19 protein-coding genes and 4 pseudogenes are annotated in these 23,145 nt (G+C 69.5%); 13 read left to right on the top strand and 10 right to left on the bottom strand.

The features are described from left to right. Positions 1-618: 618 nt before the first annotated feature. The 6 genes and pseudogenes from pflB (at position 619) to FB157_RS49095 (ending at position 6,698) form a co-directional block, all read left to right on the top strand. Positions 619-2,877, top strand: a complete 2,259-nt coding sequence (gene pflB, locus FB157_RS42795; RefSeq protein WP_145886609.1) for a formate C-acetyltransferase — start codon at positions 619-621, stop codon at positions 2,875-2,877. Positions 2,878-2,894: 17 nt separating this feature from the next. Continuing rightward, a complete protein-coding gene (gene pflA / locus FB157_RS42800) occupies positions 2,895-3,635 on the top strand; it encodes a pyruvate formate-lyase-activating protein (protein WP_145886611.1) in 741 nt (246 codons plus the stop codon). Positions 3,636-3,710: 75 nt separating this feature from the next. Then, a pseudogene (locus tag FB157_RS42805) lies at positions 3,711-3,863 on the top strand (IS5/IS1182 family transposase); the annotation flags it as partial. A 281-nt stretch (positions 3,864-4,144) separates the two neighbouring features. Next, on the top strand, positions 4,145-5,902 hold the full coding sequence (locus FB157_RS42815; RefSeq protein ID WP_145886613.1) for a GAF domain-containing protein: 1,758 nt from the start codon (positions 4,145-4,147) through the stop codon (positions 5,900-5,902). A gap of 312 nt (positions 5,903-6,214) precedes the next feature. Continuing rightward, a complete protein-coding gene (locus FB157_RS49090; RefSeq protein WP_261386915.1) occupies positions 6,215-6,403 on the top strand; it encodes a hypothetical protein in 189 nt (62 codons plus the stop codon). A gap of 40 nt (positions 6,404-6,443) precedes the next feature. Next, the gene (locus FB157_RS49095) at positions 6,444-6,698 is read left to right on the top strand and encodes a hypothetical protein (protein WP_261386919.1); all 255 of its coding nucleotides are present in this window, start codon (positions 6,444-6,446) and stop codon (positions 6,696-6,698) included. 134 nt (positions 6,699-6,832) lie between these two features. On the opposite strand, the gene FB157_RS42825 is transcribed toward FB157_RS49095, so the two are convergent. Then, entirely contained in the window at positions 6,833-7,816 is a 984-nt protein-coding gene (locus FB157_RS42825; protein WP_186581936.1) for an Acg family FMN-binding oxidoreductase, read from the bottom strand. A 124-nt stretch (positions 7,817-7,940) separates the two neighbouring features. Here FB157_RS42825 and FB157_RS42830 point away from each other — a divergent pair. Together FB157_RS42830 and FB157_RS42835 are read left to right on the top strand one after the other, a co-directional pair. Next, a pseudogene (locus tag FB157_RS42830) lies at positions 7,941-8,150 on the top strand (DUF427 domain-containing protein); the annotation flags it as partial. A 362-nt stretch (positions 8,151-8,512) separates the two neighbouring features. Then, positions 8,513-9,946 (top strand): hypothetical protein, encoded by a 1,434-nt coding sequence (locus FB157_RS42835; protein ID WP_145886615.1) that lies wholly within the window; start codon positions 8,513-8,515, stop codon positions 9,944-9,946. A 15-nt stretch (positions 9,947-9,961) separates the two neighbouring features. Here FB157_RS42835 and FB157_RS42840 read toward each other — a convergent pair whose 3' ends face one another. Next, positions 9,962-10,177, bottom strand: a complete 216-nt coding sequence (locus FB157_RS42840; RefSeq protein WP_261386916.1) for a hypothetical protein — start codon at positions 10,175-10,177, stop codon at positions 9,962-9,964. A 92-nt stretch (positions 10,178-10,269) separates the two neighbouring features. Further along, on the bottom strand, positions 10,270-10,863 hold the full coding sequence (locus tag FB157_RS42845) for an HAD family hydrolase (RefSeq protein WP_186581937.1): 594 nt from the start codon (positions 10,861-10,863) through the stop codon (positions 10,270-10,272). Between the two features lie 351 nt (positions 10,864-11,214). Between FB157_RS42845 and FB157_RS49100 the strand changes: the two genes are divergently transcribed. Continuing rightward, positions 11,215-11,844, top strand: a complete 630-nt coding sequence (locus tag FB157_RS49100; RefSeq protein ID WP_261386917.1) for a hypothetical protein — start codon at positions 11,215-11,217, stop codon at positions 11,842-11,844. A 579-nt stretch (positions 11,845-12,423) separates the two neighbouring features. After that, entirely contained in the window at positions 12,424-13,359 is a 936-nt protein-coding gene (locus tag FB157_RS42855) for a DUF5996 family protein (protein ID WP_145886655.1), read from the top strand. Positions 13,360-13,671: 312 nt separating this feature from the next. On the opposite strand, the gene FB157_RS42865 is transcribed toward FB157_RS42855, so the two are convergent. The 4 genes from FB157_RS42865 to FB157_RS42880 form a co-directional block, all read right to left on the bottom strand. After that, a complete protein-coding gene (locus tag FB157_RS42865) occupies positions 13,672-14,145 on the bottom strand; it encodes a VOC family protein (RefSeq protein WP_145886617.1) in 474 nt (157 codons plus the stop codon). A 93-nt stretch (positions 14,146-14,238) separates the two neighbouring features. Continuing rightward, entirely contained in the window at positions 14,239-14,676 is a 438-nt protein-coding gene (locus tag FB157_RS42870; protein ID WP_145886619.1) for an ester cyclase, read from the bottom strand. 169 nt (positions 14,677-14,845) lie between these two features. Then, the gene (locus tag FB157_RS42875) at positions 14,846-16,183 is read right to left on the bottom strand and encodes a carotenoid oxygenase family protein (RefSeq protein ID WP_145886621.1); all 1,338 of its coding nucleotides are present in this window, start codon (positions 16,181-16,183) and stop codon (positions 14,846-14,848) included. 2 nt (positions 16,184-16,185) lie between these two features. Then, the gene (locus FB157_RS42880) at positions 16,186-17,466 is read right to left on the bottom strand and encodes an MFS transporter (RefSeq protein ID WP_145886623.1); all 1,281 of its coding nucleotides are present in this window, start codon (positions 17,464-17,466) and stop codon (positions 16,186-16,188) included. Positions 17,467-17,607: 141 nt separating this feature from the next. Here FB157_RS42880 and FB157_RS42885 point away from each other — a divergent pair, with 141 nt between their 5' ends. Then, positions 17,608-20,271 (top strand): AAA family ATPase, encoded by a 2,664-nt coding sequence (locus tag FB157_RS42885; protein WP_145886625.1) that lies wholly within the window; start codon positions 17,608-17,610, stop codon positions 20,269-20,271. On the opposite strand, the gene FB157_RS42890 is transcribed toward FB157_RS42885, so the two are convergent. Continuing rightward, positions 20,233-20,607, bottom strand: a complete 375-nt coding sequence (locus FB157_RS42890) for a DUF2255 family protein (protein ID WP_145886627.1) — start codon at positions 20,605-20,607, stop codon at positions 20,233-20,235. The two genes, FB157_RS42885 and FB157_RS42890, sit on opposite strands and share 39 nt — an antisense overlap. Positions 20,608-20,714: 107 nt before the next feature. Here FB157_RS42890 and FB157_RS42895 point away from each other — a divergent pair, with 107 nt between their 5' ends. After that, positions 20,715-20,987, top strand: coding sequence for a hypothetical protein (locus FB157_RS42895; protein WP_145886629.1), 273 nt, complete (start codon positions 20,715-20,717; stop codon positions 20,985-20,987). A 163-nt stretch (positions 20,988-21,150) separates the two neighbouring features. Next, positions 21,151-21,234: pseudogene (locus FB157_RS42900) on the top strand (IS5/IS1182 family transposase); the annotation flags it as partial. Between the two features lie 42 nt (positions 21,235-21,276). Here the strand turns inward: FB157_RS42900 and FB157_RS42905 are convergent. Then, positions 21,277-22,416: pseudogene (locus tag FB157_RS42905) on the bottom strand (DUF4246 family protein); the annotation flags it as partial. A 216-nt stretch (positions 22,417-22,632) separates the two neighbouring features. Then, on the bottom strand, positions 22,633-23,079 hold the full coding sequence (locus FB157_RS42910; RefSeq protein ID WP_145886631.1) for a helix-turn-helix domain-containing protein: 447 nt from the start codon (positions 23,077-23,079) through the stop codon (positions 22,633-22,635). Positions 23,080-23,145: the final 66 nt, after the last annotated feature.

Consider the following 23,145-nt stretch of genomic DNA (forward strand, 5'->3'; position numbering starts at 1 on the left):
CCATCGGTGCCCCGACGGGGCGTTACGGCCCGTCGACCACCAGCACGGCCGGGACGAGGCTGAACGTCATCCGCATACAGCGATCAGGGAGGGGGACACGTGATGTCGCATCACATCGTGGAGTGGTTCACGACTTCCGGCCCGCCCCGGTTCCATCCGTGCCCCTGGTGTCCGCGGCTTCGGAGGGGCCGCCCCCCCCGCCCCGAGGCCACAGGCCCAGGCGCTGGCGGACGAGGAGCGCACCGTGACCGCGGTGCTGCGCCCTTGGCGCCGGAAGTACCCCAACGTCCCCATGGCCGCGACGGTAACCGAGGGACGCGGCGCGGTTGTTCTGATGCGGGCCGCCCGGGACGCGGGCCTCCTGGTGGTGGGCCGCCGTGGCATCGAACACCAGATCGGCGTGCACACGGAGGCCCGTCACGCACGCCGCCCTGCACCACGTCGGATGCGCTGTTGCTGTGGTTCCGCACGACTGACACCGCCGCACCACGCCGGGGCCGAAGGTCCCGGCCGGCCGGGACCCAACGGGATCGCCCGATGCCCTGTCCGGCACTCCCCGCCGCGGACCCCCACGACGAGCATCGACAGTGACGAGACTGTCCGACGAGAGGACCTGTGATGACCGCGACGATGACGACCGGCCCCCTGACCGCCGACACCTGGCGGCAGTTCGCCGGGAGCGGGTGGCGTCAGCGCATCGACGTACGCGACTTCATCCAGGCCAACTACACCCCCTACGAGGGTGACGCCTCCTTCCTGACCGGCCCCACCGACCGCACCCGTGCGGTCTGGGAGAAGGTCAGCGCGCTGTTCCCGGAGGAGCGGCGCAAGGGCATCCTCGATGTCGACGCCGCCACCCCCTCCACCATCACCTCGCACGCCCCCGGCTATATCGACCGCGATCGCGAGCTGGTTGTCGGTCTGCAGACCGACGCCCCCCTCAAGCGCTCGATCATGCCCAACGGCGGCCTGCGCATGGTGGAGAACGGGCTGAAGGCGTACGGCTTCGAGCCCGCCCCGTTCGTGACGAAGGTGTTCGACACCTACCGCAAGACTCACAACTCGGGTGTCTTCGACGCCTATACCCCCGCCATGCGCGCCGCCCGCAAGGTCGGCATCATCACCGGCCTGCCCGACGCCTACGGCCGCGGCCGGATCATAGGCGACTACCGCCGGGTCGCCCTCTACGGCACCGACCGGCTCACCGAGGCCAAACGCGCCGAACGCGCCCTGCTGGACGCCCGGCCGTCCACCGCCGACGTCGTCCGCGACCGCGAGGAACTCGCCGAGCAGATCCGGGCGCTGGGCGAGTTGGCCGAGATGGCCGCGTCCTACGGATGCGACGTCACCCGGCCCGCGGCCACCGCGCACGAGGCGGTCCAATGGCTCTACCTCGGCTTCCTGGCCGCGGTGAAGGAGCAGAACGGCGCCGCCATGTCACTGGGCCGCACCTCCACCTTCCTGGACGTCTACCTCCAGCGGGACCTGGACGAAGGGCTCCTCGACGAGTCCCGCGCCCAGGAGCTGATCGACGACTTCGTCATCAAACTCCGCATCGTGCGCTTCCTGCGCACCCCCGAGTACGACGCCCTGTTCTCCGGCGACCCCACCTGGGTCACGGAGTCCATAGGCGGCATCGGCGCCGACGGCCGCCCACTGGTCACCCGCACCTCCTTCCGCTTCCTGCAGACCCTCTACAACCTCGGCCCGGCCCCGGAACCGAACCTCACCGTCCTGTGGTCGCCCCGACTGCCCGTCGGCTTCAAGGAGTTCTGCGCTCAGGTGTCCATCGACACCAGCTCCATCCAGTACGAGTCCGACGACCTGATGCGCCCGCGCACCGGCGACGACACCGCCATCGCCTGCTGCGTCTCCGCCATGGCGGTCGGCAAGCAGATGCAGTTCTTCGGCGCGCGCGTCAACCTCGCCAAGGCCCTGCTGTACGCCGTCAACGGCGGCCGGGACGAGATGACCGGCGACCAGATCACCCCGGAGATGCCCCCGCTGACCGGCGAGTACCTGGACTTCGACGAGTTGTCGGTCGCCTACGACCGCGTCCTGGACTGGCTGGCCCAGACCTACGTCGACGCGCTCAACGTCATCCACTACATGCACGACAAATATGCCTACGAGCGCATCGAGATGGCTCTGCACGATCATCCCGTGCACCGGTTCATGGCCTGCGGCATCGCCGGCCTCTCGGTCACCGTCGACAGCCTCTCCGCCGTCAAGCACGCCCGCGTGAAGGTCATCCGTGACGCGACCGGACTCGCGGTGGACTTCCATACCGAGGGGGACTTCCCTGCGTACGGCAACAACGACGACCGTGCCGACGCCCTCGCCGTCGACCTGGTGGAGTCGTTCATGGCGAAGGTGCGCAGGCACCCGACCTACCGCGACGCCGAGCACACTCAGTCGGTGCTGACCATCACCTCGAACGTGGTGTACGGCAAGCACACCGGCAACACCCCCGACGGCCGCCGCGCCGGACAGCCCTTCGCCCCCGGCGCCAACCCGATGAACGGCCGTGACAGGCACGGTGTGGCCGCCTCCGCCCTCTCGGTGGCGAAACTCCCCTACGAGGCCGCCCGCGACGGCATTTCCCTGACCACCACCATCACCCCGGAAGGACTCGGTCACGTTCCCGGGGAGCGGGCCGGTCACCTGGTCGGCATCCTCGACGCCTACATGGCTTCGGGCGGTTTCCACATGAACGTCAACGTGCTGGACCGCGCCGTGCTGGAGGACGCCATGGAGCATCCGGAGAAGTACCCGGCGCTGACGATCAGGGTCTCCGGCTACGCCGTGAACTTCGTCCGCCTGACCCGCGAGCAGCAGCTCGACGTGATCAGCCGCACATTCCACGGATCGCTGTGAGCGTCATGTCCCCGGCCATGGCATCGGGATCGGTCACCGGCCGGATCCACTCCTGGGACCTGTCCACCGGCGTGGACGGCCCCGGGACCCGGTTCGTCCTCTTCGTCAGCGGCTGCCCCCTGCGCTGCCTCTACTGCGCCAACCCCGACACCTGGCACCTGCGCGACGGCCGGGAGGCCACCGTCGACGAGGTGATGGAGGAGATCGACAAGTACCGGAACTTCCTCGTCACGGCCGGCGGGGGAGTGACCCTCACCGGCGGCGAACCCCTGCTCCAGCCGGCCTTCACCGGAGCGGTCCTGCGCCGTTGCAGGGAGGCCGGCCTGCACACCGCTCTCGACACCTCCGGTCTCCTCGGCGCCCGCGCCACCGACGGCCTGCTCGCCGCCACCGACCTGGTGCTGCTGGACATCAAATCCTTCGACGTCACGACCTACCGAAAGCTGACCGGCGGCGCCCTCGCCCCCACCCTGAACTTCGCCACCCGCCTCGAACGGCTGGGCAAGCGCGTGTGGATCAGGTACGTCCTGGTGCCCGGCTGGACCGACGACGAGGACGCCGTCGACGGACTCGCCGGATTCCTCTCCGGCCTCGACTGCGTGGAACGGGTCGACATCCTTCCGTTCCACAAGCTCGGCACCGCCAAGTACGACGCCCTGGGCATCCCCTTCCCCCTGCGTGACACACCGGTTCCCGACAGGGCGCTGGTGGACCGGGTACGGGGCCAGTTCCGTGAGCGCGGCCTCGTGGCCCACTGACGCAGGCGAAATGGAGGCCGACCGGCCCTGGACCTCGGCCATCCTGGAAAGAATGGATTCCGACACAGACCGAGGCTGGGCCGACACCGCTGGGTCGCGGAGCGGACCGTGTCCTGGCTGTCCGGCTGCCGAAGCCTCCACCCCCGTTACGAGCGCAAGCCGGAACACTTCCTCGCCTTCACCGCCATCGCCGCGCCCCTCATATGTCATCGCCGGCTTACCAAGTGAAATAGACGTGGTCGGCGACCCCGCCTCGTGCGTCCTGGACGCCCCGCTCACCCAGACGCACGGCGACCTGGCAAGCTCCTCGGTGGTATCACAACGAATGGGGCTGCACGAACCGCCTGCTCGACCTCACTTCGTACATAGCGACCCGGCTGCCCCGGAGTTGACGGCTCCGGCCGACCGCGCGGTCTCGCTGATCCCTTATCGTCTCCATGTTCGAGCCGCTACCGTGGCAGGTGCACGGGTAAGGCTGCGGCATGCGGTGAGGCGTTGGAGGAACAGCGGTGGCGAACGCCGAGGAGGCCCGCGAGGCACAGGTACGGCTGCCTCAGTTGCGGCTGGACGAGCTGCTGGAGGAGTTGCAGGCCCGTCTGGACGCGGCGCGCGGCACCCGGGACCGGGTCCGCAGCCTCCTGGAAGCCGTGCTGTCGGTCGGCCGCGAACTCGACCTGGAGCAGGCGCTGCGCAGCATCGTCGAGGCCGCGGCGGCCCTGGTCGACGCTGAGTACGCGGCGCTCGGGGTGATCGGACCGGACGGCAAGCGACTGTCCGCCTTCCACACCGTGGGCGTCGACGCTGAGCAGATCGCGCGCATCGGCCCCTACCCGGAGGGCCACGGCATCCTGGGCGAGCTGATTCGCCACCCCCAGCCGCTGCGCCTGCCCAAGCTCTCCCACCACCCTGCTTCCTACGGGTTCCCGGCCCACCACCCGCCGATGAACACCTTTCTCGGCGTTCCGATCCGGGTGCGCGATCACATCTTCGGCAACCTGTACCTGACGGAGAAGCGCGGCGGGCAGCAGTTCGACGAGGACGACGAGTCGGTGCTGGCGACGCTGGCCGTGGCGGCCGGCGTGGCGATCGACAACGCCCGTCTTTACGAGGAGTCCCGGCTCCGCGAGCGCTGGCTCCAGGCGAACGCCGAGATCACCCACACCCTGATGTCCGGCGCGGACCAGGGCCGGGTGCTGCCGCTGATCGCCGAACGGGCCAGGGAGATCACCGCCTCGGCCCTGAGCGTGGTGGCCGTGCCGGTGAGCGGAACCGACACCCTTGCCGTCGAACTCGCCGTAGGCCAGGACGCCGAAGCGTGGCGAGGGATCATACTGCCCGTCGACGGCACGCTCATCGGGCAGGCGTTCGTCCAGCGGGCGCCGGTCAGTAGCCCGGACATCTTGCGTGACTCCCGGGACTCGGCCGGTCCGCCGCGCTTCGAAGGGCTCGGACCGGCCGTCGCCGTGCCGATCGGCACGGGCGACGAGGCCCGCGGCGTGGTGCTGCTGGTCCGGAAGTCGGACGGTCGGGAGTTCTCCGAGAAGGAGACCGAGCCGCTGCAGGTCTTCGCCGCGCAGGCCGCCGTCGCGATGGAGCTGGCGGAACGCCGCCAGGACGCCGAACAGATCGCCCTGCTGGAGGACCGCGACCGCATCGCGCGTGATCTGCACGACCTGGCCATCCAACGGCTTTTCGCCACCGGCATGACCCTGCAGAGCGCCGGTCGCCGCGTCCAGGACTCGATGGCCTCCGAGCGGATCCTGCGAGCGGTGGACGATCTCGACGAAACCATCAAGATCATCAGGTCGACAATCTTCGGTCTGCGGTCCCGCCACGACGACGCGGCGCCCGGCCTGCGTTCCCGTGCGGTGCGGGCGATCGGCGAGGCCGCTCCACTTCTGGGCTTCGCTCCCAGTGTTCGTATGGAGGGCCTGCTCGACACGCACGTGCCCGGTCCGACCGCTGACCACGTCATGGCCGTGCTCACCGAATCCCTGACCAACGTCGCCCGGCATGCCCGCGCCGACCGCGCCGACGTCGTGCTGGAGACGGACGGCAAGCAGGTCCGCCTGACGGTCACGGACAACGGCGTCGGCATCCCGGACGGAGGTCGCCGCAGTGGTCTGACCAACATGGCCGAGCGCGCGCAGAAGCTCGGCGGCGGCATGGAGTTGGAAAGCCCTGTTGGAAAGGGGGCGCGGCTGGTGTGGCACGCGCCGCTGGGTCAATCGCCGGACTCGACAGAGGGCGGCAGGTCCGCCGGGTGAGGCCTGGCGTCGGCAGGCGAGCCGCGTCATGACAGCCGCGACCGCGGTCGGATGGAAGGTGCCAGGACGGACAACCGGCGCCGTCCCGGCCCGCCGGCCCGGACTCGGGTGGGTGGGGCACCCCTGACGAGCACTCTGGGAGCTCACGGGCAAGGCATGCGGCAGGGAGATGCCACGAAATGACCAGGCGCTGCGGACGCACCATCAACGTCACGCGCCTCGCACCCCACAGTCTTCCGCCAGCCATGGGACGCGTCTTTCCTGGACACCCCCCCCCGCGTCCCCCACGACAGCCGGTCCCCGTCGCTGTCGTTGACCGCCGGGGAGGCCCGGCGCCTGGCCGGTCTGCTGCTGTTCCAGGCCGCCGCGGTCGAACCATCCCCGGACTGCCGCGGCGGAGGCGTCGACGTGACGCCCGTCGCCGGCGACGCCTTCGAGATGCGGGTACCGGGACACACCCTGACCGTCGACCAGCCCCGGGCCGAAGTGGTGGTGGGTTAAGGACACGGCACCCACGCCCGTGGAACTCTTCGTCGCGTCCGTGGCCGCCTGCACCGCGCACTGGGCGGGCCGATATCCGGACCGGCACGGCCTGAGCCGCGACGGCCTGACCGTCCGGGCGGACTTTCGCACGGCCGACGACCGCCCCGCACGGGTCGCCGCCCTGTCGATGACCGTGTCAGTCCCCGTCCCTGCCGGCCGAGCGACTGGCCGCGACGCGTGCGGTGGTCTCCCACTGCACGGAGAGCAACACACTGGCCGATGCTCCCGAGGTACAAGTGCGCGTACGGTGTGAACCGGAGAGCGCGGAGACACCGCACCGGCACGTCGGCGCGGGCTGACACGCGGCAGACGGCCATCGGATGCCCACGTCGCGACGCAGCAACGACCCCGCCCGGTCGCGTCGCCCTTGGACCGGGCGGCACGTGATCACACGTCGCCCTCCATCGCCTCCTTCACCGTACGGCGCGGCGAGGCCGGTCCTTCGGGGCCGTACCCGAGCCGGATGACCATCTGCGCGTGCCCACGGGGGCCGTGGGCCGGGAGACCGCCGAGGACCCGGCGCAGATCGGGCCACTCCATGGTCTGATGAAGAAGCGACGCACGCACTCCGCGCCGGGTGGCGAGCAGAAGCACGCGCTCCAGGGCCTGACCAGCCCGCAGCCAATCCGTCCGCCGGTCGTGTGCCGTGGACAGCAGCGCGAGCGTCGGGTGGGTCTCGAAGGCCCGGGCCGGCAGCACCTCCGAGTGCCGATGCGCCCCGAAGTCCCGCATGGGCATGCGATCGAGCGTGTCCTGCGGCCCCAGCGCCGCTGATGCAAGTCCCAGCGACCGGCAGTGCGGGGCACGGACCAGCCGGCGGCTCTCGGCTGCTCGGTCGGAGTCCGCGCGGTTGCGCCACTCGGCCTCCCACGTGGCGCGCAGCACCCGGTCAGTGTCGTCGTGCCCCGTGAAACGCAGGACGGCACCCTCCAGATGGGCCGCCTCGGTCAGCTCGGCGAGCACGTCCGACGGCAGCGGTCGCCCGGAGAAGGGGAAACGACTGCTGTGCCGACGCCACACCGCCTCGTACAGGCCGGTCGACGGTCCACCGCGGACCGATTCGGCGAGCCGGACCGTGGCGAGCAGAGCGGGCCGGTCGGGGCAGGGGAGCAGCCGGGTCACCGGCTCCCAGCCGAAGTGGGCCGCGGCGATGCGCAGATTGAGGACCGCGCAACCCACTGATAGATGGACGGCGCGGCCCACGGGGTCGGTGTGGCGCAGCGCCCGGTCCGCGGCCGCGTGGATGCGTACGGTGCGGGTGCCGGCGTCGAAGCGGAAGCGCCAGGGCTGAGTGTTGTGCAAGGAGGGTGCGGCCACGGCCGCCGCGACCAGCCGTTCCAGGGCTGGGGCGCCGAGGGTCGACGAGCTCATCGGGACTCCTTCCCGCCCCTGTACGAGGCCGTCTGGGCTGATGGGTGACCCTCCCCAGCCTTGGTTCCCGTCGGGACGCGTGTAAGGGGTCGTGTGGGTACCGTCGGGCGCTGACCGGCCTTAGGGCACCGCCGAGTACTGGTCGTGGCGCGGCGAAGCCGACGTGCCGCCGAACCTGGTCTGGAGCTACCCGGACCCGCTGCCCGCGGTAGGACCGGTCAAGGGGTTGCTCGCCTTTTACAACGAGGCGGTCGACATCACCGTGGACGGCGAGCGAGTGGAGCGCCCCATCACCCACTTCAGCAAGACGCTCTCGGGGGAATCAGACACATGACGAGAAGCGACCTCCGCATCCGTCGCAACGGACCGCATCGGTCGGCGGTCGGGCAGACAGTGCCGGGCCTGCGACGTCTGCCAGGGCATCGCCAGGTGTCCTGTACCGGGGCCGGTACTGTCTGCGTCACTCGTTCGGCCGTCATCTGTCGCTGGGTCTGCTGGTGCATGCGAACCGGCCAAGGGTCAAGAATGACCGGCCGCTCCGCTACGACGACCGCCAACCGAAGGCTGCCCCATCTGCTCCTGTTCGAATTGACAGTGGGCTACCGGGCCCTCGTACTGAACACGAGGGACCCTTGCTCAAGGGTCTCCCTGTGGTGGATTCCACCACCCGCAATCTCTCCCACTCAGCGAGGCGCCATGACGGTGCAGCAACAGCACGCCACGATTCCGACGGTTCTGGTCTACGAGGACGACCCCGGATTCCCTCCGCAGGTCAACATGCCAGTACCGCACCCCGTTCCCCAGCTCGACACCCAACCCTTCCCCACGGCCATCGCGGAAGCCGCGCCGCAGCCGAATGGTGCCGGGCCCGGCACTGAGGCCTTCCGCTACTGGGTGGCGGCCGATGCGCTCAGCAGGGCCAGCCAGACCTGGGGTCCGCTGGTTCCGACCGGAACGCACTGGCATCCCATGGTCGGACGCGCCCTCACCGCGCACCTCAACGCAGGAAACGACCTCAACGCTTTCTATGACAGGAAAGGCCTGTGGTTCTTCCGCAGTACGGTGGCAGGTGTCACTGTCGCCGCGTGCGAGAGCCCGGAGGTCGTCGCGCACGAGACGGGTCACGCGATCCTCGACGCCCTGTGCCCCCGGCTGTTCAACGCCGCGAGCGCGGAGACGGCCGCCCTGCACGAAGCCTTCGGAGACATCAGCGCGCTGCTGACCTCGCTCCAGCTGGAACCTCTGCGGATCGCGGTACTGGCCGAGACACAGAGCGACCTCGAACTGTCCTCGCGGGTGACGAGGATGGCCGAGCAACTGGGCGCTGCGATCCGCCAGGGCCACCCGAACGCGGTAGACGCGGACTGCCTGCGCAACCTGTCGAACAGCTTCTTCTACCACGACCCGGTTGAGATGCCGCCGAACGGACCGGCGAACATGCTCTCCAGCGAGCCGCACTCGTTCTCCCGGGTGTTCAGCGGTGCGTTCCTGAAGGTGGTCGCCGGGATCTTCCGGCAGCAGGACCTGCAGGACCAGGCCGGTCTGGGCCTCGCGGCCGAGATCGCGGGACAGCTGCTGGTCGATGCGGTCGTGGCCGCGCCGGTGGTGTCCGCCTACTACGCACAGGTCGCGGGTCACATGATCGCCGCGGACCAGCGCCGCAACGGCGGCAAGTACGGAACCTCCCTGCGATCGGCGTTCATCCGTCACGGCATCCTCTCCCTGGAGGCCGCCGTGTCCATCACCGAACCGGAGGTGGCACGCAAAGCCGCCGCAATCGCCGAGGCCACGCCGGGTGGCGCTGACGACGAGGGACTCACGGCCGTGACGCTCCACGGGGCGGCGTACGGACTCACCCAGCCCCTCATCCTCTCCGCCCCCGCACAGGAACGACGGTTCGGTATCGCGGGCTCCGACCCCGCCGGCGGCTCGGTACGCCCGGCCGACCCCGAGCGGGTCGCCACGTCGTACCTCGAGGACCTCTTCCGCCGCGGTCGCGTCGCCGTACCCGAGGAGTACCGTTCCGCTACGGCGTTCGTCGACGGCAGCCCCTCCCGGCTCAAGACGCACGAGATCACGCGAAGCACGACCGGCGAGGGCCTCGCTCTGGTGAGGCGGTGCTTCGACTGAGCAGTCGCGGCGCAATCAGTGGAAGAAGCGCAGACGACGGACGGTGAGCCGTCCGTCGTCCCCGCGCTTGACGACGTGTGTCGTACGCGGCGTCGGCTCCTCACCCTCGAACACCGCCTCGCCCCGCGCCAACAGGTCGCTGATGAACTTCTCGGTCGCCCGGCGCTCGGCGTCATCGCCCTGCCCGCCTTCGCCGGCGCTCTTCCGGTCCTCTTCACCATCTGCACTCACGTAACGCACTCCTTGTCGCGAATATCCGGATGCCTGCCGAGAGCGGATCACGCGGCTGTCGGGTCCGGCGCAGGTCAAGCCGCCAAAAGCCCCTAGGGGGCTCGGTGAGGGGCGTCCGCAAGCGTTTCGGCTGCCGAGACGGGCTTGTCGTCCCTGACCGGGAAGGCTGCCGTGTCGTCCACCGGTCCCCGCACATCCACCGGGAAACCGGCACGCGTGAGCGTTCCGGCGCCCTGTGCGGTCACCATGACGAGCGCGAGCCGCTCGGACACGACCTGCATGACAACGGCCTCGCTCTCGTCCACGGCCGCGGTCAACTCCTGCAGGCCCAGGCCGTCCGGCAGCTCCGTACGCGCCCGGAACACGGGACGGTTCTCCATCGCGGCGAGAGCGAACACCGGGTGGGCCGCAGTACGCATCCGCACCTGCCGTGCGAACGCGCGCTCGGCGGCGTCCTCGCCCACGAACACACACTCGTCGGCGGCCGTCCCTCCTGTGCTCGCGACCGCCTGGTCGAAGATCACACGACTGTCCTTGGCTCCCCAGTGCACAAGTGCCTCGTCCGAAAAGCGGTCGGGGAACGCCTCGTGCAGCGCGGCCGCTGCCCGTGCGACGGCACCGTCACCGGGTCCGGGGTTGGAGATGATGCCCCTGCGTACGTCGCGTAGGGCGTCGAGTACTGCCATGACACGTGGTCGGGGCTGAAGTGTCAGGGAGCCGTCCGGTTCCACATGCGGATCCGCCAGAGTCGCCCCGATGTCGAAGAAAATCACAGGCATGTGGAGCGCCTCCCCGCGCTGAGCGCTTTCGAGTCGGGCCGCCCGGGTGAAAAGGCCCCACGACGTGAACTGCCGGATGACGGTGGTCGGCGAGGGCGGCGGTGGCCGGACTCGCGTGGCATGGCCGGGAGCGGCTGAACAAGGCGGAACGGGAAAGTTCACCACGATCGAGTGAATGACTCCGATTAGCGGCAACCGCACGCCATCTCTACAAGTCACACGTGTCGCACTCAACCGCACCTGACCCTGGGGGGGACCATGAGCCACCAGCAATACCCGCCGCAGCAGCCCGGATGGGGCGGGCCCCAGCAGCAGCCCTACGGTGCCCCGCCGCAGTGGCAGCCGCCGCAGCCGAAGAAGACCGGCTTCGGGAAGATCCTCGGCCTTGGCTGCCTCGGCTTTGTCGGCGTCATCGTGCTGATCGGAATCATCGGCGCCGCCGTCAATGGCGGCTCCAGCCCGAAGAGCTCCGGCGCCTCGAGCGACGTCAAGCCCGCCGCCTCCGCGCCGAAGGCCAACAAGCAGCCCGCCCAAGACATCGACCAGGGCAGCGGGCAGAAGCCAGGCAACAAGAAGAAGACCGCCCAGAAGGTCGTCACCTTCAAGGTGTGGGGCACCGCCCCCGCCGGCGCCCTCGGCTCGCTCGACATCACCTATGGATCCGACTCGGACAGCCGGAACGGTGAATTTCGGAACGGCAAGTTCGAGGCCACCCTGCCCCTGAACGACGACGCCATGTACTACACCGTGAACGCGCAGCTCCAGGGCTCCGGGGACATCAACTGTTCGGTCACAGTCGATGGCCACACGAAGAAGGGGCACGCCGCCGGTGGCTACAACATCTGTGACGCGCAGCTGAGTTCCGGCCTGCTCGGCGGCTGGGACTGACGCAGTGAACTGTCGGCGCGGCACCCTGCCGCGCCGGTCACCAGGCGCCGCGCTGTTTCCTGGCAGCCTCGTTGAATGCCGCTCATGTGCGAGCTCACACTTCGGTGCGTCTGCGGCTGCACCATGACCCCGGACGGCCGTGCTGGACACGGTGCCTTCCGATGCGGATGCGGATGCGGATGCGGCCGTGGCGGTGCACGACTCACGGAACAGCTCGCCCTCGTTCGGCGCTGCAGTTGCAGTTGCGGCGCTTCGCAAAGGACGCCGCGAGGCTGCCTGGCGTGCCCCGGGTGAAATGGTTCGCCGCGGCGCAGGTCGTAGGTTTCTGGACTTCTGCGGACTTCGGATTCTGTCCTGCTGACGCCGGCCTTCCTCACCGACCCCGTGCTCGACCGGGCCCGCGGTCCGGCCACCCACCTTCAGGGCCTGACCGGCCTCCTGGCCGCAGCCGCCCAGGGCCAGGAGCAACCATCCCCGCTCTCAGTGCGCGCAGGCCCTGGCGGCCGGGGACTGAACCCGTTCCCTCCGGCCCCCGGCGCGGGTGCCGGACGCCGCGCTCGGGGTCATCATGGGAGCGTGATGGAGCTGTTCCCACCGATTCCCCTGACAGAGTGGCGGGACACCAAGGAGACGCTGCACCGCTTCGCACAGATCGTCGGCAAGATCCGCCTGGCGGCGAGCACCCGGCGCAACCACTGGTGGAACGTCCCGTTCCATGTCACGGGGCGCGGCATCACCACGCGTCCGATGGGTCAGGTCGACGGGAATCCGATCTTCACGATCGACTTCGACTTCGTCGACCACCGGCTCATCGTCGCGACGCTGGACGGCGACGAGCGGTCCTTCCCGCTTCCGGGCCAGTCCGTCGCGTCCTTCCACGCCGCGACCCTGGCCGCTCTGAACGCGCTGGGCGTTCGGGTCGACATCGCCATTCCCAGGCCCTTCGACCTGCCCGACACCGGCCGGCCGTTCGCCCAGGACACCGAGCACGCGACCTACGATCCCGTGGCCGCCAACCGCTACTGGCGGGTCCTGAGCCAGGTGGCGTCCGTGCTGGAGGAGTTCGCGGCGGGCTTCTCGGGAAAGAGCAGCCCGGTGCACCACTTCTGGCACACCTTCGACATCGCCCACAGCCGGTTCTCCGGGCGACAGATCGACCAGCCCCGGCAGGTCGACCCCGTAACCCGGGAGGCGTACTCCCGGGAAGTGATCAGTTTCGGCTTCTGGTTCGGCGACGACACCTTCACCGAACCGGCTTTCTACTCCTACACAGCCCCCGAGCCCACCGGCCTGGCCGGGGCGCCGCTCAGCCCCGCGTCCGCGCGGTGGGTCACGCGCGGCGACAGCCACCTGGCCGTGCTGTGCTACGACGAAGCCCGCGTCGAGACCGACCCCCGTGCCGCCGTCCTCTCCTTCTACGAAAGCGCCTACCGGGCCGGGGCCGAACGCGCCGGATGGGACATCGCTGCGCTCGCGTGCCCCGGAGGCATCACGGACCCGGTCCGGCAGATCTGACCACCGGACCGGAGAGGCCAACGATCGAGCGCGGTCAGTGGAGCAGCTCCCTCCCGGTTCGAAGCTGGTCAGGAAGGAGAGAGTGTCCCGCCGCGCGCGTGCTTCGTTCCGTGCTGCGGGGGTCAGGCATCGCAGCGTCCGATATGCCCGCACGCCGCGCAGCCCCGGAGATGAAACGACCACCCCGGTCCGCAGCCCGCCATGCACTCCAATGCACTCCACGCAGTCTGCTCAGCTGGGAGTGGCGGTCGGATCGAGGCCCGGGATCTGGCGGTGCGGCATCAGGGATGCCGCCCTGATCAGGCGCTGTCGTCAGGTTTCTGTGCCGGTGCGCGCCAGGATTCCTTTGAGCAGGCCCGTGGCCTGGCCCACCTCGATGAGGTAGCCGTCCGGATCACGCATGTAGCAGCGCAGCTCGGCACGGCGGTCGATGGGCGGAGTCAGGAACTCGGCCCCTTTGGCGCGCGCCGTGGCGTAGAAGTCGTGGATGTCCGCCACCCGTACGTTCAGGAAGCTGGAGACGGTGTTGAGGTCCTCCGGTGTGCGAAGGACGACATCGGGTTTGTCGTCGGTGGGGCCCCCGCCCGGGTTCATGATGATCCAGCTGTTGGCGACCCTGACGATGCAGGGGTTCTCGTCCATCACCACCCTTCCACCCAGTACGTCTGCGTAGAACGCCCGCGAGCGAGGGACATCGCTGACCGTGAGGAAGTGCGTGAGTACCAGGCCCTCGGCCGGTGCAGGAAGGTCGTCGGCTGTGGCGCCGGCGGACGTGACGTCGGACATGTGCCGAGCGTATGGCGCGCACGGCCGTTCCGGTCCGCGCCGCACCGGTGACAGTGCGGCGCGAGCGGATGGGGCAGACGGGCTGCAGGCTGGTCAGGACAGTTCGCGGACCCCGAGTTGCTGCACGAACAGCAGACTGTCGGCGTTGGCCCAGTACTCGGCGAGCATGCCGTCCTTGATCAGCAGGGTATCGGTGCCGGTGAAGTGGACGCGGTTGCCCACGGCGTCGTCGGACGCGCCGGGGAAGCCTCCGGCGTAGGTGCCTTCGGCTGCCCAGCGGACCACCAGGAAGTCGTCAGTGGCGATCGGGCCGACCGTGATCTCGAAGCTGAGGTCGCGCAGGATGGTGTGGATGCCGGTCACCCAGCCGTTCAGGCCCTCGCGGCCGTGCACGGTGTCGTCGCCGGAGCCGGTGATGGGGGCGGCGTGTGCGATGAAGTCAGGCGCGATGATCTTGTCGGTCTGGGACAGGTCGTTGTTCCACAGGTCCTTCCAAGCCTCGGCGAGCAGGGCGTTGGCGGAAGCGGACATGGCAGTTCTCCTTCGTGTTGATGGACTGCGTGGCGCCGTCGTCGAAGTCGACACCGGCGCCGTGTTCGGGTCTCCTGGCGGAATTGCTGCTGACACGGCTGCCGAGGTGGGGTTGGAGCCCGGGCCGTTGCTGCGGGGGATCAGCGACGGCCCGGACGGCTCGGGTGGGTCAGGCAGGCAGTTCGGAATCGGGGATCCAGTGGCCGTGGATGCCGGCGGGCACCCTGCGGGGGAGTTCGACGGCGGCCACGGTGCTCAGGTCGCTCGCGTCCAGGACGAGCAGTTCCGAGGCGTCGGCCCTGAGGTCGCTGACGATGGTGAGCAGGTAGCCGTCGTCCTCGGCGGTCCCGCCCGCGGCGGGCGCGAAGACGGCCTCGCCGGGCATCCGGCCCTCGCCGTGCGCGAGCAGTTTCTCCTGGCCGGACTGTGTGTCGAACTTGACGGTGTGATAGCCCGACAGCCCGGTGCCGGGGAAGGCGATGGCGTAGCTGTAGCGGTAGGCCGAACCGGTGTGGGCGTCGTTGATCGACGGGAACTCGGTGGCCAGGTCGTTGAGGGACTCGGTGGTGACCTTGCCCGTGGCCGGGTCCATGATCCACCGGTAGAAGGTCGAGCCGGCGTCCGGGCTGGTGCCGTAGCCGGGAGCGCCGACCCACCACTTCCACGAGCTCTCCCAGGCGGAACGGTCGAAGCACGGTGCTTCGAGGACGATCCGGCCCTGCGCGTCGGTATAGGCATTGGTCACGTGCAACAGCGCTGCCTGGTCGGCCACTTCGTACCAGGTGGTCCTGCCCCCGGCGCGCGGCATCACGCCGATGCGCAGCGGGACGTCGTCGTGCCAGCGGTAGGGGATGCCGGACTGCTCGGCGTGGTCGAAGACCACCGGCGAGTTGATGAAGACGACGTGCTCGCGGGTGATGGCGAAGTCGTGCATGAGCGAGGGGCCGGAGCCGTCGATGACCTCCGAGCTGACGATGTCGCCGGAGGCGTCGGCCACGTAGTAGGTCAGATACGGCGGGAAGGGGCTGTAGCTGAAGAAGTGCAGTTCGCCGGTCTCCGGGTCCTCCTTGGGGTGGGCGGTCATCGCGCTGGTGAGCTTGCCGCCGAAGTCGTGGACGCCGATCGTGTCGAGGTCGGCGCTGACCTCCCAGGGCAGGTTGGCCTCCTGCAGAGCCAGGTAACGGCCTCCATGGAAGATGATGTTGGTGGCGGCGGCGCTGACTTCGAGTTCGGTTCCGGTGAAGGGCGCGCCGTCCAGGTAGGGGGTGCGCACCCAGCGGTTGCGGTACCACTCGGCCCGGCCGCCCGTGAGGCGGACCCCGTGGATCATGCCCTCGCCGCGGAACCAGTGCGTGGGGGTGACGCCCGGCTTGGGGTTGTGACCGTTGCGGAAGTAGCGGCCGTCCAGCTCAGGCGGGAGGCTGCCGCGTACCTTCAGCTCGTGGCCGGTGATCTCGTCGGTGACGGGGGTGAAGTGGCCGCTGACATAGGGCTTGTCGATAGTCATGGTCATGCCTTTCGGGTCGAGAGAGCCGAGACGAGGAGGGTCAGGGCGGCGCAGGCCAGGAAGGCCGCGCCGGGGGAGGGGAGCAGGGTCAGGAAGGACAGGCCGATGGCTCCGCCGATCTGCCGGGTGGCGTTGACCAGCCCGCCGGCCAGGCCGTTGTCAGTGGCCAGGACGCCCGTGGAGGACATCGCGGTGAGCCGGACGAAGGCCACCCCGAGACCGATGCCTATGAGGAGCGTCGGGCCGAGCAAGTCCGCAAAGAAGGTGCCCTCGGCCGGAGTCCGGGACAGCCAGGCCAGTCCGGCCGCGAGAACCAGCAGGCCCGTGGGAAGCACGAGGCGGCCGGAGACCTTGCCGGTGCCCCATGACGAGGCAGTGATCGTGAGGGCGAGGGGAAGCTGGGTCAGCCCGGCCTCCAGGGGTGAGTAGCCGAGGGCGCGCTGCTGATACAGGGGCAGGAAGTAGAACAGGCCGAGCCAGACCGCGCCCAGCAGGGCCATCAGCACGTTGGGCACCGCCACCACGCGCATCCGCGCCGGCAGCAGCGGGTCGGTGGCACGCCGCTGGAGCACCACGAACAGGCCGAGCAGCGCCACACCGGCCACGGCCAGCGGCCAATGGCCGGACAGGCCGTAGGTGAGCGAGACCAGCCCCGCCGTCACCGACATCGCGCCCGGCGCGTCCAGGCTTCCGCCACGCGGCCGGTCGGCCCCGACGAGCAGCCGGGTGGCCACAAGCACGGCCAAGGCGAAGGGCACCATCACGACGAACACCGCACGCCAGCCGTACAGACTGGTGAGCAGCCCGCTCAGCAGCACACCTGCCGCCCCGCCGGCACCGGAGACCGCGCCCCACACTCCGAGCGCGGTGCCACGCCGCTCCCTGTCGGGATAGAGCGTCAGCACGAGGGCCAGCGCTGTAGGCGCCAGCAGCGCGGCACCGATTCCCTGCACTGCCCTGCAGGCGATCAGCGCGATCACCGTGGGCGCCAGTGCCGCGCCCAGGGACGACAGCGCGAACAGGCCGATGCCCAGCAGAAACACGCGGCGAAGGCCGTATACGTCGCCTGCGCGCCCGCCCGGCAGCAACAGCGCGCCGAAGACCAGCACGTAGGCGTTGACCGTCCAAGCCTGGCCCGTGTCCGACAGAGCGAGCCCGTCCCGGATCCGGGGCAGGGCGACGTTAACGATCGAAGTGCTCAGCACGACCAGGAACTGGGCCGTGGCCAGAACCGCCAGTGATGTCCAGTCGGTGGCGGTCGGTTGCTCTGCGGTGCGGGTCATGTCTCGACACTCGCAGCGGGCGCCCGCCGCTCGCGTCGGTAGTCATTGCCTATACGACTCCTTGCGGGACGGCTTCTCGGGCACTGGGGTCTGTTCCGGATTCCCCTGTGCCACACAACCGCACCGCATAGGTTTTCGAACATGCCCGAGACACACACGGATGAGCTGATCGGACGTCAAGACGAGACACGGCAGCTCGACGCCCTGCTCCGAGCGGCACGGGAGAGCCGGGGCGGCGCCCTGGTCCTGCGCGGTGAGCCGGGCATGGGCAAGAGCGCGCTGCTGCGTCACCTGGACGAGGCCGCGACCGGATTCCTCGTCATGCGGGCGTCCGGTGCGGAGTTCGAGACGGAGCTGCCGTTCGCCGCGTTGCACCAGTTGCTCGCGCCCGTCGCCGACCGGCTGACGGCGCTTCCTGCGCCGCACCGCAAGGCGCTGGAGATCGCTTTCGGCCTCGACAGCGGCAGACCCGATCCGTTCCTGGTCGGCGTCGCGTCGCTCGGCCTCCTGGTGGAGACAGTGCGGGAACGCCCGCTCCTGTGCGTCGTCGACGACGCACAGTGGCTGGACCGGGCGTCAGCCAAGGTGCTGGCCTTCGTGGCCCGCCGGGTCTCGGCCGAGCCGATCGCCCTCCTGTTCGCGGCGCGCGAGCCGAGCCGTCTGCCGGAGCTGGACGAGCTGCCCGGCCATTCGCTTCGGGGGCTCGGCGAATCGGATGCCCGCGCCCTGCTGGCCGCGGCGGTCCGCGCCCCGTTGGACGAGCGGGTGCGCGACCGCATCCTGGCCGAGGCGCGTGGCAACCCGCTCGCGCTGGTGGAACTTCCCAGGACCGCCGGACTCGGCGGGATGGCGGGCGGATTCGCCCAACCCGGCTCGGTGCCAGGCGTGATCGAGCAGAGCTTCCGCTCCCGGCTGGAGCTCCTGCCACCGGCGGCCCGGCTGCTGGTGACCGTCGCCGCCGCCGACCCGATCGGCGACCCCGCCCTGCTGTGGCGTGCGGCCGAACTCCTGGGCATCGACGCGGCAGTCGCCGCGGAGTCTGCCCCGCTGGTCGAGTTCGGCACCCGGATCCGATTCAGCCACCCCCTCGCCCGCTCGGCCGCCTACCACGCCGCGACGCCGGAGGAGCGGCGCAGCGCACACCAGGCCCTGGCCGCCGCGACCGACCCGGTCGCCGATCCCGACCGGCGGGCCTGGCACCGCGCCCAGGCCAGTGCCGGCCCGGACGAGCAGGTCGCCGCCGAACTCGAAGCCTCCGCCACCCGCGCCCGGGAGCGTGGCGGTGTCGCGGCGGCGGCGGCCTTCCTCGAACGCTCGGCCGCACTCACGATCAGCCCGGTCCGACGCGCCGAGCGGATCCTCGCCGCGGTCCATAACACGCTCTCGGTGGGCGACTTCGACACGGCGGCCGAACTGCTCACCACCGTCCGGACCGCCGAACCGAGCCAGGCCGCCAGGGCCGACCTGCTCCGCGGCAGGCTGTCGTTCGTCCGCCGCCGGGGAGACGAAGGCCCCACAAAACACCTCCTGCGCGCCGCCGCCCTGCTGGCGGCCACCGACCCCGCCTGGTCACGGGAGTGCTATCTGGACGCCATCGAGATGGGCGTCCTGCTCGGCGACCTCGACCACGTGGTGGACGCCGTCAGGAAGGCCCCGCCGTCGGGACAGCCGGTGTCCGGCGCGGCGGCGCTCCTGACCGGCCTCACCACCCTCGTCGGTGACGGGCATCGGGCGGCGGGGGAGATCCTGAGGCCGGTCGTCGGCGACGCAGGCCACGACGTGTGGGCCAGGCGGCCCTCACTGGGCTTCATGCTGGCCGCCGAACTGTGGAACCGCGACGCCATGTACGGCATCGCCACCCGTGCCGTCGCGGCGGGCCGAGAATCGGGTTCCTTCCACGAGCTGCCCATCGGACTGGCCATGCTGGCCACCGCGACCGTGCACACCGGCGACTTCGGTGCCGCGACGGAGCTGATCTCCGAGGAGGAGGCGATCGCCGATGCCACGGGCGCCGCGCCGCTGGTCTATCCACGCCTCCACCTGGCCGCGCTGCGCGGACGGCGCGAGGAAGCGGTCGAACTGTTCGCGTCGGTGGATCACCGGATGAGCCTCAGCGTGCAGTGGGCCACGGCCGTATTCAGCAACGGCCTCGCCGACTACCCGGCCGCGCTGAAGGCGGCAAAACAAGCGGTCGAGTACGGCGCCCTCGGCACGTCGGGCCTTGCCCTGCCCGAGCTGGTCGAGGCGGCCGTGCGATGCGGCGAGACCGAGGTCGCCGCCGCGGCCCTCGCGTCCCTCCAAGAACGCACCCAAGCGGGCCGACAGGCGTGGGGCCTTGGCGTCGAGGCCTGCGCGCGGGCCCTGGTGACCGAGGACGAGTCCGCCTACCAGGAGGCGATCGCTCTGCTCGACGACGGCGCACTGGTCGTCTACCGCGCGCGGGCGCAGCTGCTGTACGGGGAATGGCTGCGCCGCCAGGGCCGACGACGTGACGCCCGGTCCGCGCTGCGGCCTGCGCACGAGTCGCTGTCCGACCTCGGTGTGGAGGCGTTCGCCGAGCGCGCCGCGGGCGAGTTGCGCGCCACGGGCGAGCAGGCTCGCAGCCGCACGTCGAAGGCATCGGACCAGCTGACGATGCAGGAGGTGCACATCGCACGCCTGGTCGCCGACGGCGCCACCTCCAAGGAGGTGGCGGCGAAGCTGTTCCTCAGTCCGCGGACGGTCGACGCGCACCTGCGCAACATCTTCCGCAAACTCGGGCTCACCTCACGCAGGCAACTGCGAGACCTGCCCGGCATTCGTTAGCCGCATGGTGGTGGCCGCGGCCTCGGGCCCGTTCATCGACTCCACAGGACCGGGCCAGCTCAACCCGTACTTGGCCCGGTAGGCGCCGGAGACACGCTGGACGAGCTCGGGGTCATCCACCGCCTGGAGCGTGACGGACAGCCGGACCCCGGCCACCTCCACCTCCGTGTCCGCATGCCGCAGGACCCGGCGGTACCAGGCACTGCGCCGGCCGAAAGCCGAGCGGACATACACCTCGCCGTCGAGCACCACCACCCAGACCGTCCTGTGCGACCACCGGCCGTCCGCATGCCGTACCCACAAAGCGATCTCCGCACGATCCATGTAAGCGTTCATGGACGAACTTTCACCGTGGCGGCACTACGTACGCGTCGGTGGTCTTCACCTAGATAGGCGGGCTCCACCGACGCGAGAGCGGTGCTCTCGCGACGAGGCTCAGCGTCATGACGAACATCGACATGACGAAGCCGGACGCCGCAATCGACACCGACACGCGCACCCTTGAGGCGGCCACTGGCGTCGGGGTGCTTCACCACAAGGGCACCAAGAAGGACCAGGGCGCGAGGAACAAGGGCACGAAGAACAAGACCAAGCGCCGCCTCGCCAAGGCACTGGCGTACTTCGCCCTGATCTTCTCCGGGCTCCTGGTTCTGGCCGAGCCGTGGCTGCTGATCCCCGTCGTCGCCCTGGTCCTGGCGGTCTCCTTCTGGGACTGAACTCTGCGCCGCCAGGACGCAACTGCAGCCAGGAACTAGGCACCCGCATCGGGTCGATGCCGGGCATCGATAACGCTTCCTGAGCCGGAGTGCGGACCAGCTGCCCGGTGAGGTCCTCAGCAGGAAGCGTGATGTGCTGCCTTCCGGCATCGCCTCGGCACCCCTCGTCCCCACCGACCGCACCAGGGCGGACGAGCCGTGCTACTCCCAGAAACACAAGAAGCACGGCATGAACATCCAGGTCGTCCACACTCTCCTGACCTGCCACGTGTTGAGGACGGACGAGGTTTCAGTGCTCGCAGAGGGAGAATTCTCGTTCGTAGAGCTGCTCGTTGTGCTCGTCGACGAAGAACTTGCGTTCCCGCATGAGCTGTTCGCGGTACTCCTTGGCCTGTTCAAGTGTCATGGTCGAGGTGTCGGACCATGGTTGTTGCGGTGGCACATCGGATGTCGAGAAGATCCTTTCCGACGGGTCTACCAGGAAGAATGCGAGAATCTTGCGATATCCCGGGCGGGTGGGATCCGTGAGGCGGAATGAGCCGACGCGGTGTTGCAGGATGTTCGGGAACGCCAGGCAGCGGCCTGCTGGGGTCGATGTCGATCCCAGCACCTGGTTCAGTGCGTCTTCGTCCTCCAGGCCGTAGACCTCACGCATACCGTTGTCGTCGTTCTGCTCGTAGTGCGGGTCGTCGAGTGCCGCCCGGAAGCTCAGCCTGCTTTCGGTGATGTTCTCGCTGTCCCAGTAGTAGATTCCGGTCGAGACGATCCGCTCGTTCATCATCCCCTCGACATGCCAGGAACCGCCGGGGTACTCGGGCTTGTCCGGGGTGAGGTGAATGGTGGCGAGCTTGACGATGACCTGGAGACGGCGGCCGCGCAGGTCGACTCGGGCGGATTCGTCCGGCAACTCGGGCGGAGTGAAGGCCGGGGCGTCCGGGATGACCGGGCGGCGGTTTTCCCACCAGTCGTCCTGGGCCTCTTCCCACGTGCGGAGGGCTTCTGTGTAGGCCCCGTCATCACCGTAGGAGGATTTGTCCGGATACTCCGGCTCCGAGTCGTACCACCCGTAGGGATCGGCCTCGATCCGCAGAGGTCGAGGATGGCGCGGATCGGTGAGTACGTTCTCCAGCAGCGGGCGCAGACGCGCGAACAAGTCCGGTAGAACGGAGGCCAGTTCGCGATGAGTCTCGGGGTGGACGTTGTTGACGTACGAACGGAAGGCGACATCGCCGTCGTCGCTTACGTCGACGTCCGTGGGCAGCCACTGGAATTTCTCCGAGAATTCGTACCTCGAGTAGTGGTCCGTCGGGTTCCGCCAAGCCCGCTCTGGCGCGCCGCTCGCCTCCCTCACCAGGCAGAACAGTGAGGGATGCACCAGATCCAGTACCTGGCCGTCGGACCCGGGATGCCCAGGGCGGCGTCGTTCAGGCGATGTGTCCGTCTTGATGCCGATTCAGGCAGCTGACGTGACTGTGGGGTTCGTGGACCGGGTTGGAACGGAGGCAGGCGCGGCCTCTGAGTGATCATGAGGTGTCGAGTCCCTGATCACCATGTCGGTGGCCAGTGGGAATCCTCCAGTCGCGGCCACCGACGGGGAGTCGGGTGGCCGCGTGTTTCGCTACAGTCAGTGCAGATCTCCGGTGGCTCAGGCCCGTGCACCCGCACTCGGCCGCGCTGAGGTCGTGCGGGCCCGGTTCTCACGGATCTCGTCGTGGTGGGCGGCGGCCCAGCCGACCAGGGACGTGGCGATCTCGTGGAGGCCGCGGCCGAGCGGGGTCAGGGTGTACTCGACGCGCGGGGGCACCTCGGCGTAGGCGGTGCGGGAGATCAGGCCATCCTGCTGGAGTTGGCGCAGGGTGAGGGTGAGCATGCGCTGGGAGATGCCGGGGACTTGGCGCTGCAGGTCGGTGTAGCGCAGCGGGCCCGGTTCCAGGACGGCGATCAGCAGCAGGCTCCACTTGTCTCCGACGCGGTCCAGGACCTCGCGGATGAAGGCCATGTGCTCGGCCGGGATCGCCGCACAAGGCCCGATCGCCGCCGCCCCGACCGCCTGCGCTCCGTCGGCCGCCTTCGTCTCGCGGGTCTGTTCCATGACGCACATTCCTCTCCGGCACGAACACCGGTGTGCCTTTTGTACCGCCTTCCATACTGGTCCACC

Origin of the sequence: Streptomyces sp. BK340, from assembly GCF_007827595.1 — a bacterium.
In the GTDB taxonomy this organism is placed as follows: Bacteria; Actinomycetota; Actinomycetes; order Streptomycetales; family Streptomycetaceae; genus Streptomyces.